At 67.4% G+C, this 11,778-nt stretch carries 15 protein-coding genes; 3 read left to right on the forward strand and 12 right to left on the reverse strand.

Annotated features, from left to right (window positions below):
• Positions 1-761 (forward strand): IS3 family transposase (locus SCI24_RS07130; RefSeq protein WP_318724728.1); only part of this gene is annotated, 761 nt, incomplete at its 5' end.
• Positions 762-879: 118 nt separating this feature from the next.
• On the opposite strand, the gene apbC is transcribed toward SCI24_RS07130, so the two are convergent.
• From apbC to SCI24_RS07150, 4 genes are all read right to left on the reverse strand, one after another.
• Positions 880-1,680: an iron-sulfur cluster carrier protein ApbC gene (apbC, locus tag SCI24_RS07135; protein ID WP_412929282.1), complete on the reverse strand. Its 801-nt coding sequence runs from the start codon at positions 1,678-1,680 to the stop codon at positions 880-882.
• A 153-nt stretch (positions 1,681-1,833) separates the two neighbouring features.
• Positions 1,834-2,952: a kinesin gene (locus tag SCI24_RS07140; protein ID WP_318724730.1), complete on the reverse strand. Its 1,119-nt coding sequence runs from the start codon at positions 2,950-2,952 to the stop codon at positions 1,834-1,836.
• 122 nt (positions 2,953-3,074) lie between these two features.
• Positions 3,075-3,488 carry an alternative ribosome rescue aminoacyl-tRNA hydrolase ArfB gene (arfB, locus tag SCI24_RS07145; protein ID WP_318724731.1) on the reverse strand — a complete coding sequence of 138 codons (414 nt, stop codon included), beginning with the start codon at positions 3,486-3,488 and terminating at the stop codon, positions 3,075-3,077.
• A gap of 54 nt (positions 3,489-3,542) precedes the next feature.
• A complete protein-coding gene (locus tag SCI24_RS07150; protein ID WP_318724732.1) occupies positions 3,543-4,217 on the reverse strand; it encodes a hypothetical protein in 675 nt (224 codons plus the stop codon).
• Positions 4,218-4,308: 91 nt separating this feature from the next.
• Between SCI24_RS07150 and SCI24_RS07155 the strand changes: the two genes are divergently transcribed.
• Positions 4,309-5,346 (forward strand): serine hydrolase, encoded by a 1,038-nt coding sequence (locus SCI24_RS07155; protein WP_318724733.1) that lies wholly within the window; start codon positions 4,309-4,311, stop codon positions 5,344-5,346.
• Positions 5,347-5,409: 63 nt separating this feature from the next.
• Here the strand turns inward: SCI24_RS07155 and SCI24_RS07160 are convergent, their stop codons facing one another.
• Both SCI24_RS07160 and SCI24_RS07165 read right to left on the reverse strand, forming a co-directional pair.
• Positions 5,410-5,583 (reverse strand): hypothetical protein, encoded by a 174-nt coding sequence (locus SCI24_RS07160; RefSeq protein WP_318724734.1) that lies wholly within the window; start codon positions 5,581-5,583, stop codon positions 5,410-5,412.
• Between the two features lie 99 nt (positions 5,584-5,682).
• Entirely contained in the window at positions 5,683-6,231 is a 549-nt protein-coding gene (locus SCI24_RS07165) for a YqhA family protein (protein ID WP_318724736.1), read from the reverse strand.
• A 116-nt stretch (positions 6,232-6,347) separates the two neighbouring features.
• Between SCI24_RS07165 and SCI24_RS07170 the strand changes: the two genes are divergently transcribed.
• Positions 6,348-7,277, forward strand: a complete 930-nt coding sequence (locus SCI24_RS07170) for a YihY/virulence factor BrkB family protein (RefSeq protein ID WP_318724737.1) — start codon at positions 6,348-6,350, stop codon at positions 7,275-7,277.
• Positions 7,278-7,285: 8 nt separating this feature from the next.
• Here the strand turns inward: SCI24_RS07170 and SCI24_RS07175 are convergent, their stop codons facing one another.
• The 6 genes from SCI24_RS07175 to ureE all read right to left on the reverse strand — a co-directional run bounded on the left by SCI24_RS07175 (position 7,286) and on the right by ureE (position 11,586).
• A complete protein-coding gene (locus tag SCI24_RS07175; RefSeq protein ID WP_318724738.1) occupies positions 7,286-7,513 on the reverse strand; it encodes a lipopolysaccharide assembly protein LapA domain-containing protein in 228 nt (75 codons plus the stop codon).
• Positions 7,514-7,606: 93 nt separating this feature from the next.
• Positions 7,607-9,037 (reverse strand): phospholipase D family protein, encoded by a 1,431-nt coding sequence (locus tag SCI24_RS07180; RefSeq protein WP_318724739.1) that lies wholly within the window; start codon positions 9,035-9,037, stop codon positions 7,607-7,609.
• 159 nt (positions 9,038-9,196) lie between these two features.
• Positions 9,197-9,424: a hypothetical protein gene (locus tag SCI24_RS07185; RefSeq protein ID WP_318724740.1), complete on the reverse strand. Its 228-nt coding sequence runs from the start codon at positions 9,422-9,424 to the stop codon at positions 9,197-9,199.
• A gap of 36 nt (positions 9,425-9,460) precedes the next feature.
• On the reverse strand, positions 9,461-10,108 hold the full coding sequence (ureG, locus tag SCI24_RS07190) for an urease accessory protein UreG (RefSeq protein ID WP_318724741.1): 648 nt from the start codon (positions 10,106-10,108) through the stop codon (positions 9,461-9,463).
• A 256-nt stretch (positions 10,109-10,364) separates the two neighbouring features.
• Positions 10,365-11,102 (reverse strand): urease accessory protein UreF, encoded by a 738-nt coding sequence (locus tag SCI24_RS07195; protein WP_318724742.1) that lies wholly within the window; start codon positions 11,100-11,102, stop codon positions 10,365-10,367.
• A complete protein-coding gene (gene ureE, locus SCI24_RS07200; protein WP_318724743.1) occupies positions 11,080-11,586 on the reverse strand; it encodes an urease accessory protein UreE in 507 nt (168 codons plus the stop codon). The genes SCI24_RS07195 and ureE overlap by 23 nt, the downstream gene beginning before the upstream one ends.
• Positions 11,587-11,778 lie beyond the last annotated feature (192 nt).

Consider the following 11,778-nt stretch of genomic DNA (forward strand, 5'->3'; position numbering starts at 1 on the left):
GCATCAGGAGGATCAGGGGCGAGTTGCTGGCCCGCGGCTTCACCGTCGGACGGCAGCACGTCGCCACCCTCATGCGCCGCATGGGCATCACGGCCATCGCCCCCAAGCGGCGGACCTCGAAGCCCGCCCCCGGCCACAAGATCTACCCGTACCTGCTGCGCGGCGTGTCGATCACACGCCCCAATCAGGTGTGGAGTACCGATGTGACGTACATTCGGGTGGCGCGCGGCTTCGTGTACCTGGTCGCCATCATCGACTGGTATAGCCGCAAGGTGCTCAGCTGGCGGGTGAGCAATACCATGGAGGCGTCCTTCTGCGTCGACGCCTTGGAAAGCGCCCTGCGGCTACATGGCACGCCGGAGATCTTCAACAGTGACCAAGGCTCGCAGTTCACGAGCCAGGCCTTCACGGGGGTGCTCAAGCAAGCCGGCGTCGCCATCAGCATGGTCGGCCGTGGGCGCGCGTTCGACAACATCTTCGTCGAGCGGCTATGGCGGACGGTCAAGTACGAGGACGTGTATGTGAAGGGCTATGCGAGCTTGGGAGAGCTGACCCTCGGCCTATCCGCGTACTTCTCGTTCTACAACGCCCAGCGGCCTCACCAGTCGCTGGAGAACCAGACCCCGGACACCGTGTATGCGTTGGGGACTGGCGGCGGTGCCGCCATTCCCGATCACTTTGGTCATCAACGTGACACCGCTCAGGACCATGACACAGGGCAGCGCTGTGCAGCTGCAGCCAAGGCCGAGACGATAACTTAAATCGGGACGTTTTCTGTCTTGACGATGGGGTCCACTTTATCTCACCCCTGGCGTAGGACCTCCTCTTCGGCTTGTCCCCGGCGCCTCTCGCTGTGCTTAACAGCAATGGCCTAGCTTTTCACTCGCTGAACGAGATCTCCGGCCCCTCGGCGCCCTGCCCGCGGATCTGCTCGGCGACCTGGCGCGCCATGTCGCGGAAGGTGGCGGTCACCTCGCCGTCGGGTTCGGCCACCACGGTGGGCCGCCCGCCATCCACCTGCTCGCGGATCGACAGGGTCAGGGGCAGGCGACCGAGCACCTGTGTCTCGTACTCCTGGGCGATACGCTCGCCCCCGCCCTCGCCAAAGATCGGCTCGCTGTGGCCGCAATTGGAGCAGATATGCAGGCTCATGTTCTCCACGACCCCGAGCACCGGCACATTGACCTTGCGGAACATCTCGATGCCCTTGCGCGCGTCCAGCAGCGCAATATCCTGGGGCGTGGTGACGATCACCGCACCGTCCACCGGCACCTTCTGGGCCAAAGTCAGCTGGATGTCACCGGTACCCGGCGGCATGTCGATGAACAGGCAGTCCAGGTCGTCCCAGACAGTCTGGGTGAGCATCTGCTGGAAGGCACCGGCGACCATGGGGCCGCGCCAGACCATGGGCTCGCGGATGTCGACCAGGAAGGCCATGGACATGGCCTGGATGCCATGGGCCTCGAGCGGCTTGAAGCGGTTCTCGCCGGCGGACTCGGGCCGCACGCCCTCGCCTACCCCGAGCATCTGGGCCTGGCTGGGGCCATAGATGTCGGCATCCAGGATGCCCACCCGATAGCCTTCGGCGGCCATGGCCAGTGCCAGGTTGACGGTCACGGTGGACTTGCCCACCCCGCCCTTACCGGATGCCACTGCGACGATATGCTTGACCCCTTCGATCACGACTCGCTCCTTCTGCTGTTGGGGTTGCCACGCAAGCGGCATGAAGGGTCAGTATACCCGGCGGGTCGCCCTGCCATGCAATGCCTGCCAACGCATGACGGCGAGCCCTTGGCTCGCCGTCATGCGGTTTAAAACCGGACCGTGTACGGCTCAGTTATTGTTGTCGCCTTCCAGGACTTCGGCCTGTTGCTCAGCGGCACCGCCATTGCCGTCTTCCTGGCTATTGGCTTCCTGCTGGGCAGCACCATCATCGCCCTCCTGGGTGGCACCGGGCTGCTGCTGAGCGGCAGCGTCGCCCCCCTCCCCGGCCTGCACGCTCTCCTCGAGGCGGGAGAGCTCGTTGCGCCAGGTCTCGAGCTGGCCTTCCAGGCGCTCGAGCTGGGACTGGCGGGACTCGACCTGAGACTCGATCTCGGCGACCTCCTCACGGCCCACCTTGATGGCGACCTCGAGGTCCTTGATCGTCTCGCGCGACTGCTCGACCTGCGACCTGGCCTCCTCCAGCTCGGTGCGGGTCGCCTCCAGCGCCTCGCTGGCCTCGCTGCGGCTGGCCTCGAGTTCGCTGAGCTCCTGCTGGAGGGCGTCACGCTCCTCCTGCCGGGCCGAGATCTCCTCGTTGATACCGGCGAGGTTCTCCTCCGCCGAGGCGATCTCCTTCTGCAGCCCCTCGAGTTCGGCACGGGCCTCGTCGCGGGCGGCGACCGCGTCGCTGCGCTCCTGCTCGGCCTGCTGGCGAGCTTGCTCGGCTTCCTGGCGAGCCTCTTCGGCGGCCTGACGCGCCTCCTCGGCTTCCTGACGCGAGGCCTGGGCCTCGTCGCGGGCCTGGGCGGCCTGCTGGCGCTCCTCCTGGGTAGTCGCAAGCGCTTCTTCGGCCTCTACCAGCTCACCCTGGCGGGCTTCCAGGTCGGCCTGCACCGCCTCTACCGAGGCCTGGGCCTCCTCCAGCTCGGTGCGCGCCGTGGCGACCTCGCCTTCCATACGCTCCAGCTCGGCCTGAGCGGCCTGCTGTTGCTCTTCGAGCTCGCTGCGCTGCTCTGCCAGTTCATCGAGGTTCCCTGCGGCACTCTGGAGCTCCTCGACGCGGCCTGACAGGGACTCGTTCTCGGCCTGGACGTTCTCGAGACGCGTCTGCAGCGATTCTCGGGCCTCGTTGCTGGAGCTGACGCTGGACTGGGCAAACAGGGCCCAGATGATGGCAACCACCGCAACGGCCGCCAGGCCCTTGACGCGGTTGTCCTTGAACAGCTCACTCATCGACGTATCTGCCATCGATGTATCCCCCTGCGTGGTTGGATGTCACCGGCCATCGTCGGCCGGCCGTCATGGTCACGACTTCCAGCATACACGCCCGGTGAGACGTCGCCACCTGAGCTCCGTGGCACCTGTCAACGTCAGGTCTCAACCTTGCCGCGCAACGCCTTGTGCCGGCCGCGCTTCTTCTTGCTGTCCAGGCGGCGCTGCTTGGCGCCCTTGCTGGGGCGGGTGGCGATGCGCTTCTTCGGGGCATACATGACGCTCTTGATCAGCGCCTTCAGCCGCGCCAGCGCCTCGGCGCGATTGCGCTCCTGGGTGCGATGGCTCTGGGCCTTGATGATCACCACCCCGTCGCGGGTGATGCGCTGGTCGCCCAGCGCCAGCAGCTTCTCCTTGAAGCCCTCGGGCAAGCTCGACGCCTGGATATCGAAGCGCAGGTGGATCGCGGAGGCGACCTTGTTGACGTTCTGTCCGCCGGCCCCCTGGGCGCGCACGGCCTGCATCTCGATCTCGTGGTCGGGAATGCTCACCTGGCGGGAGAGTTCCAGCATGCTGTCTGCCTCGTCGTGGAAAGTGGGCCCGAATCGCATCGGGCACGAGTTGCGTCAGCTGGCCAGCCAGATCAGATGCTTGGCCCCCTTGCCGGGGCGATGAGCACGCACCGTGACCTCCTCGACCAGCAGGCCGACACGGCGCAACCGCTCGGTGAAGGCCGGATCCTGGCTCGCCGACCAGACCGCCAGCACCCCGTCGGGTCGCAGCGCCTGCTGGGCCGCGGCAAGCCCCCGAGGTGAATAGAGCCAGTCGTTCTCGCGGCGGGTCAGCCCCTCGGGACCATTGTCCACGTCGAGCATGATGGCATCGAAGCCGCCCGGCTCGCGGCGCAGCAGTTCGCCGACGTCGCCGAGGCTGACGCGGGTGCGGGAATCGTCAAGGGGACGACCGGCGGCATCTCCGAGCGGGCCCCGGTTCCACTCCACCACCCCCGGCACCAGCTCGGCGACAACGACCTCGGCGTCCTCGCCCAGCGCCTTCAGCGCCGCGGCCAGGGTGAAGCCCATGCCCAGCCCGCCGACCAGTACCCGGGCCCCCGGGCGGTCGGCGACCCGCTGGCAGGCCAGCTCCGCCAGGGCATCCTCGGAGCCGTGCAGGCGGGTGTTCATCAGCTCGCCGGCCTTGCCGGCGATGCGGATCGAGAACTCCTCGTTGCGCTTCAGGAGCCTCAGCTCACCGCCCTGCCCCGGAATGGTGGCGGTGCCGATCGTTTCGAACTTGGCCATGGTCTCTCGCTGGCTATGGAAGAAAAGGCGGAACCCGGAGGGCGCTGACGCCTCGAATGTCCGGCACATCTCAGGTCGACAAGGAGTCCCGATGCCGAAGCTGCATCTCTTGAATCCCCTTCGCCCCCTGCTGGGGGGGCTCATTATGCTGGCTGCCGCAGCGCCATGCCATGCGCAAGCCGGCGAGACGTCACACCCGCCCCTCGCTCAGGCCAACCTGGAACGCCTTGACGCCCAGGCCTCGGGGATCGACCGCCTGCATGCGGTGGTGGTGGCCGAGCAGGGCGAGATCCACTTCGAGCGCGCCTATGGCGGGCCCGGGGTCGACCGACCGACCAACATCAAGTCGCTGTCAAAGACCGTGCTGGCGGCGCTGGTCGGCGCCGCCATCGAGCAAGGCGTGATCCGCTCCGCCGACCAGCCGGTCGTGGAACTGCTCGGCAACCGGGTGCCGGCAGGTGCAGACCCGCGCGTCCGGGAGATCACCGTCGGGCACCTGCTGTCGCTGCAGGCCGGACTCGAACGTACCTCAGGCAGCAACTACGGTGCCTGGGTGGCCAGCCCCGACTGGGTGCGAGATGCCCTGTCGCGTCCCTTCGTCGACGAGCCGGGCGGGCGAATGCTCTACTCCACCGGCTCGAGCCACCTGCTCTCGGCGGCACTGACCCGGGCCAGCGGCGAGAGCACCCTGGCGCTGGCGAGGCGGCTACTGGGGAAGCCGCTGGATATCACTGTTCCCGCCTGGCCACGCGACCCTCAAGGCATCTATTTCGGCGGCAATGACATGCGGCTCTCGCCGCGGGCACTGATCCAGGTCGGAGAACTCTATCGCAACGACGGCGTGATCGACGGCATACGCGTGTTACCGGAGGGCTGGGTCGACGCCTCCTGGCAGCCGCGCGGCACTTCGCCCTGGACCGGCGACGGCTATGGCTACGGCTGGTTCATCACCGAGCTTTCCGGGGAACGAGCCTACTACGGGCGCGGCTTCGGCGGACAGGCGCTCTACGTGATTCCCGAGCGAGGTCTCACCATCGCCATCACGGCCGACCCCCATCCCCCCTCTCCTGGTGGACAGTTCCAGCAGGAACTGCATGCCCTCGTCGAGGGCATGCTGGAAGCCAATTGAGTGGCGTGAGCTCGTAGAGCCGGGATGCAGCCGTGAGTGCAGTGACAGGAATGGGGGTGTGGATCAGCGCAGCCCAAGCAGGGACAGGATGAATAGCACCACCACGATCAGGCCGATGATATAGATGATGTTTCGCATGTTGCTCTCCTTGCCGATGCCTATGCAGAAGCGGGGAACCCCGCCCGCCAACTGGCCGCTGGCCAACCTTGAGTGTAGCGGCCAGCGGCGACGGGACAATCCTGAAGTTCGCTGGCGCAGGCCACACACTCACGTCCAGACGGCGGCATCAGCCCGCCAGGGGCTGCGCGTCCCGACACGGCACACAGGAGGCCGGCATCACTCCAGCCTATGCGCCAGCGCCATCAGGTAGAGGGCGAGCGCCAGGGCCAGCACCGACAGCGCCAGGTAGATGGCATCCAGCGGCGTGTCGAAGCTGATGCCCACCACGGCGCGGAAGAACTCGATGATCACGGCCAGGATCACCACCCGGGCGATCTTGTCCTTGAGCTGGTCGAGGGAACTGACGTTGAAGGGATGCTGGGGATCGCGCCCCTCGACGGGCTCGATGCGCGAGACGAAGAGCTTGTAGACCCCCAGGCCGAATATCATCAGGACAAGGGCGATCAGGTAGATATCCACGGCGACGATGATATCGGTCACGACGCTCTTGTGGATGTCGGCCCCCCCGGCGGTGTAGTGGCGCCAGGTATCGGCCAGTACCGAGAGGATATCCAGGCTGGCAATGATGAAGAGCACCAGCGCCCCCAGCAGGGCCGGTATCACGGCCATCAGGACCATCAGGCGCGAGTTCCAGAGGAAGGCCTCGAAGCATCGCTCGAGCTCGCTGCGTCTCGTCTTGCGCTCGGGCCGGGAATCCGGATCCATGGTGCTCTCCTTGTGTGTTCGGGACCGTCGAGTGGGGGGCATCGCCGGGAAGGGGTTTGACGGGGCGAGGCCGGATACGCCTATGATGGCGCAAGCACTCTTGCACGGCAGCCCCGATGACATCACCGCCCGTTCGCTACCGACGCCTGATCTTCACCCTGCTGCCGCGCATTCTGCATTTCCTGTGGCGCGTGCTTTGTGCCTTCCTGCGCAACCGCGGCATCCTGCTGGCCGGTGGCGTAGGCTACAACATCCTGCTCTCCATCGTGCCGCTGTTCTCGCTGATGGTGGTGCTGCTGGCCGGCGTGGCCGACCAGCAGCACCTGCTCGAGGTGCTCTCGATCCAGGCACGCCACCTGGCGCCCGCCCACGCCGAGATCCTGCTCGATGCGGTACGCACCCTTCTCGACTCCCGGGACGTGATCGGCATCCTGGGCTTTCCCGTGCTGCTGCTGTTCAGCTCCTTCGCCTTTCGCATGCTCGAGGACGCCCTGGCGATCATCTTCCACACGCCGGATACGCACCTTCCCAGGCGCAGTGCCTGGGTCTCGGTGCTGCTGCCCTACGCCTTCATGCTGGTGCTGGGGGCGGGCCTGCTGGCCCTGACCCTGCTGGTCAGCCTGGTCAGCTCGATGAATGCCCTGTGGGTGGCCCTCTTCGAGCGCCAACTACCGCTGGCCGGTCTTTCCGAGCCGATGCTCAACCTGACCAGCTTCCTCGGCGTCTTCCTGCTGTTCAGCGCCATCTACAAGTTCCTGCCGGTGGTGACGATCGCCCTGCGTCGCGCCGTGGTGGGAGGGTTCGTCGCCGCCCTGCTGTGGGAGGGGGTGCGCCTGCTGCTGGTCTTCTACTTTGCCAACATCTCGCTGGTGAACGCGGTGTACGGCTCCCTGGCGACCCTGGTGGTGGTGCTGCTGAGTCTGGAGGTGGGCGCCATCATCCTGTTGCTGGGGGCCCAGGTGATCGCCGAACTGGAGCGCAATGCGCGACTCGGCCTGGCCTGGCATATCGATCCCCGCCGCCAAGCGGTGACCCATGTGGATTGACGCCGGGCTCAGTGCCGCGGTGAGTGGCCACGCTCGGCGCGCAGGCGCCGGATCACGCCCATCAGGCTGCGGCCGCTCACCATGCCGAGCAGATAGATCACTACCAGCAACAGCGCCAGGGGCAGCGAGAGGCTCCAGACCAGGAAGCGCACCTCCACCATGGCGATGTTCTGCACGAAGAGGATCAGCACCAGAAGCGTGATCACGACCTTCACGGCCAGCAGCAGCTTGTCCATGCCGTCTCTCCCCGTCGAATCGGCCCTTTCAAGCTGGTCATGGGGCCCGACGCTGTCAAGCCGTGGATTCAGAAGGTAGAGAGCCATCAGCCGTCAGAACGTGGAAAGCCCCGTTGCCTCCATGACCCGGTAGCGCAGTCGTTGCCAGGCCGAGGTGTCATCGAGGGCCTCGAAGGGCTCGCTGGTGATCCGCTGCGGCGTATCCTGCCAACGACGCTCGAAGAAGGCTGCGGCATCGAGCAGGGCCGGCGTCTCGACGGGCCCCGCCAGGCGCACGCTGGTCTCCAGGTTCAGGTCGTCCAGATTGCGCCGGGTGAAGTTCGCCGAGCCGAGGAGCATCTCGGCCTCGCCGCCGGCCTCGGCGGGCCGTCTCAGCAGCAGCTTGCTGTGGCACTGCTCACCCCGGCTGGCACACCAGCGCACCGGGATGCCGGCCTCATGGAGTTCACGGGCCACGGGACGGTTGGGGATCCCGCCCTTTTCCAGCCCGAAGGCATCGCGGTTGGGATCGAGCAGCACGCGAAGCGCTACCCCGCGGCCTTGGGCCGCCACCAGCGCGGCGATCACCTCGCGGTGGGCCAGATAGAAGACGGCGATGTCCAGCCGATCCCCCTCGCCGCTGGCCACGATGGCTGCCAGCAACGCATCGCGAATGGCGCCCTCGGTCAGCACCTGCAGCCTCGCCGTCTCGGGAGGCTCGTCTTCAACGTCGGGCGGCGCCGGCCCGGCCAGGCTCACGCCCGACCAGCCCGCCACCGGGCGCTCGGAGGCCAGCAGATCCAGCGCCGCCGCCCCCTCGAAGCGCAACGCGACGTTGCCATGCAGGCTGCTGGCGTCGTGGGGATTGGCGGAGGTGACCAGTCCCGCCCAGCGATCGCCCTGGTCCACCACCAGGGTCTTGCGATGGTTGGCATTGAAGTTGAGCAGCGCCAGGTAGCTGCGCAGCGGCACGCGACCCGGCCCCAGGGCGTTGGGCAGCCAGCCCCCCTCGCTACCGTTGCCGAGCCACCGGGGCCCAAGGTGCCAGCCGCCGGACCAGAGGGGGTTGGAGGCGCGCAGGCGATTGAGGTCGGTGATCACCACCCGGACACCGGCATCGCGCAGGTCCTGGAGATGACCGAGCTCGAGCCCCCCGTACAGGGTATTGAGCGGGTCGGTGATCACCACCGCCTCCAGGTCGGGGTGACGGCGCTTCTGCTCGATCAGCGCATCGGTGACCTCCGCCGACAGCGGCCGGAACGCCTGGCCGTCGGCGGCCCCGGCAAAGTCGTTGAACAGGAACATGTCCAGCACCACCAGGCGCCGGGCCTGGCCGATCATCGCCAGTACCTCGTCGAAGATCTGCCGCCGGGTGTGGCGCTCCCCCGCGGGGCTATACCAGGTCTCGTCGGCGAGAAAGCGGACCTCGGCGACGGGGCGTTCCGGGAAGGCCCGGGACACGCCCTCGGGCAACGGCTTGTAGCGCTGCCAGGCGCCCATGGCGACCCAGGCCACCAGCAACGCCATCACCAACCATGGCCACATTCGCCGCCTCCCCTGCCCCGGTGTCTGCCTGCCGTCCATGCCACCCTCTTCGTTCATGCCAACGCCTCGGTGACGTCAACGGCCAGCATAGCGACAGGGGAGGCAAAAAGCAGCGCACCCGGCCGAGGCCGGGTGCACGTTGTATCGTTTCTGGCCAGCTCAGCCCTGGCGGCGCAGCCGACGGCGACGCAGGATCAGGCGTGCCAGCCCCGCCAGGGAGGCGATTCCCAGGGTGACGATGCCGAGCACGACCAGCATCGATGGGCTGCCGGTGTGGGCATGCACCGAGGGGGCACCATGTCCCGAATGCGCCAGGACCGCCGTGGTCGGCAGCATGGCGGCGGCCGAGAGTCCAGCACGGGTGGGGAAAGAGAGTCGAGTGTTCATGGAGTGTCTCCCGGATCAGGCGAAGGATGGATGGGGTCAGGCGGTGGCGGAATCGGTCAGGGGCGCAGGCGGCCGGCGCTCCGGCAACATGCCCCGGTCGAGGATGAAGCGGATGATCTCCTCCAGCCCGACACCGTCGTAGAGGTTGGTGAACACGAAGGGGCGGTCGCCACGCATCTTGCGGGAATCGCGATCCATCACCTCCAGCGAGGCGTGGACCTGCTCGGCGATATCGATCTTGTTGATGATCAGCAGATCCGACTTGGTGATGCCGGGGCCGCCCTTGCGCGGGATCTTGTCGCCGGCGGAGACATCGATCACGTAGAGGGTCAGGTCGGAGAGCTCCGGGCTGAAGGTAGCCGAGAGGTTATCCCCGCCGGATTCCACCAGCACCAGTTCCAGCCCAGGATGGCGCGCCTGCAGTTCGTCGATGGCCGCCAGGTTCATGGAGGCGTCCTCGCGGATGGCGGTATGCGGACAGCCACCGGTCTCCACCCCCAGGATGCGGTCCCCCGGCAGGGCCTCGTGCTTGAGCAGGAAATCGGCGTCCTCGCGGGTGTAGATATCGTTGGTCACCACGGCGATATCGTAGTGGTCGCGCAGCGCCCGGCAGAGCTGCTTGAGCAGGGCCGTCTTGCCGGAGCCCACCGGGCCGCCGACGCCAACACGCAGGCAATGTGTCATGTCGTTTCTCCTCTTGCACTCTTTCGTCGTTATCCTGTCGGCACGGGCGACTCACTGGACTCACCACGCCACACGTCCGAAACCCTGGCACCCCGGCCGGACTCCCGCGGTCGGAAAGACGGCACGTCCCTGTGCCGGCTTTCCCCGGACGGGTCGTCTCGATCTTCGTCCCTGAAGATCGACCACGTCGCTTCGGCCGGGGTGCCAGCGGCCGCGCGAGGTGGATTCGCCAGTGATCGCCCGGCCTTGCCAGGCGCTAGCTTCTGAACAACCGCGAATATTGCGTCTCGTGCAACGCACTGGCCAGCGCGAGGCCGGGCAGCGCCGGGCCGAGTGCGTCATCCTCGAGCATCAGCGCCTCGTCCACGGCGGATACCAGTGCCGGGCGCAGCCGCTCTACCAACCGCTGGGCGGCGGTATGACCGAGCGGGAGTGCCTTGCAGGCGACGGCCAGCTGGTTTTCCAGCCAGGCCCAGGCGAAGCCCAGCAATGCCTGGCGCGCGGGGACACCGCGGGCATGGGCCATCCAGGCGAACACCGTCACGTAACCGGCACCAGCCGGCAGGGCCGGTGACTCTCTCGAAGGGCCAGGGGGGAGCAGCTCCAGGCTCTCCAGGAGCCGCGTGAGCGACGCGCCCAGCCGGCTGTCCTCGGCGGCGAGCTCGGCGGTCTCGCGGTTGGCAGCGAGCCAGGCGTCCCACTCGGCCAACGCGGCGTCATCGCCCTTGGCCCAGGCAGCGTGAAGGCGCGCCAGCGCCGGCAGCTCGCAGCGGGTCAGGCCATCCTCCAGCACCCCCTCGAGCCACTCGCCCAGGGTGGCCTCGTCGGACACCCAGCCCAGCTCGAAGGCACTCTCCAGCCCCTGGGAGAAGGCGAAGGCGCCGATGGGCAGGGCCGGGCTGACCATCTGCAGCAACCCCAGCAGCGCCAGGTCGTCGCCCTGCCTCGCCACCGGAGGCATCATGGCGGACTCAGCGGGCATGATGCTGTTCATGGTCGTGATCATGGTGGTGGCCATGACCATGGGCGTGACCGCCCGGCTGCTGGTAGGCGCCTGGCTCCGGGTCGAAGGGCGCCTCGTGGCGTTCGAGGCTTGCCCCCAGACGCTCGGCCAGTGCTTCCAGCACGTGATCCGGCGGGAAGCGGACGTAGCTGCCGTGGCGGTCCTCGCCCAGCGCCAGCTGCACGTGCCGGTTGCCCAGGTGGTAGGCAAGTCGCGCCAGGGGCAGGCCCGCCTCGATACGCGCGGTGACCACCGGTTCCACGGCGGCACGAATGCGCACCACCTCGCCGCTTTCGGCGCGCAGCCCCTCGCCGTCGCGAAGCACCGGCCCTCGGTCCAGGAACAGGCCAAGCGGGGACCCGGCATCGCTCGTCGCCTTGAGGCGGCCCAGCACGCGCCGTTCATAGGTCAGGGTCAGGGTGTCGGTAGCCCGGTTTGCCGCGATGGGGCCGAGGCGTTCTGTCAGTTTCAGCATTGAACAACCGCTCCTCTGGTGTCTCGAGACGAGCCAGTCCTGTCTTCGCTCAACGCCACGTGTCCGAAACCCTGGCGCCCCGGACGGACTCCCGCGGTCGGAAAGACGGCACCTCCCTGTGCCGGCTTTCCTCGATCTTCATCCCTGAAGATCGCCCGCGTCGCTTCGTCCGGGTCACCAGCGGCCACGCGA

The sequence above is a fragment of the Halomonas sp. genome (assembly GCF_033549285.1).
Lineage (GTDB): Bacteria > Pseudomonadota > Gammaproteobacteria > Pseudomonadales > Halomonadaceae > Halomonas.

Bases quoted from the DNA above. Each gene is read 5' to 3' on its own strand.
- SCI24_RS07155 (WP_318724733.1), top strand. From the start codon at position 4,309: ATGCCGAAGCTGCATCTCTTGAATCCCCTTCGCCCCCTGCTGGGGGGG.
- SCI24_RS07175 (WP_318724738.1), bottom strand. From the start codon at position 7,513: ATGGACAAGCTGCTGCTGGCCGTGAAGGTCGTGATCACGCTTCTGGTG.
- ureG (WP_318724741.1), bottom strand. From the start codon at position 10,108: ATGACACATTGCCTGCGTGTTGGCGTCGGCGGCCCGGTGGGCTCCGGC.
- arfB (WP_318724731.1), bottom strand. From the start codon at position 3,488: ATGCTGGAACTCTCCCGCCAGGTGAGCATTCCCGACCACGAGATCGAG.
- SCI24_RS07185 (WP_318724740.1), bottom strand. From the start codon at position 9,424: ATGAACACTCGACTCTCTTTCCCCACCCGTGCTGGACTCTCGGCCGCC.
- SCI24_RS07150 (WP_318724732.1), bottom strand. From the start codon at position 4,217: ATGGCCAAGTTCGAAACGATCGGCACCGCCACCATTCCGGGGCAGGGC.
- ureE (WP_318724743.1), bottom strand. From the start codon at position 11,586: ATGCTGAAACTGACAGAACGCCTCGGCCCCATCGCGGCAAACCGGGCT.
- SCI24_RS07180 (WP_318724739.1), bottom strand. From the start codon at position 9,037: ATGTGGCCATGGTTGGTGATGGCGTTGCTGGTGGCCTGGGTCGCCATG.
- SCI24_RS07195 (WP_318724742.1), bottom strand. From the start codon at position 11,102: ATGAACAGCATCATGCCCGCTGAGTCCGCCATGATGCCTCCGGTGGCG.
- SCI24_RS07140 (WP_318724730.1), bottom strand. From the start codon at position 2,952: ATGGCAGATACGTCGATGAGTGAGCTGTTCAAGGACAACCGCGTCAAG.
- SCI24_RS07165 (WP_318724736.1), bottom strand. From the start codon at position 6,231: ATGGATCCGGATTCCCGGCCCGAGCGCAAGACGAGACGCAGCGAGCTC.
- SCI24_RS07170 (WP_318724737.1), top strand. From the start codon at position 6,348: ATGACATCACCGCCCGTTCGCTACCGACGCCTGATCTTCACCCTGCTG.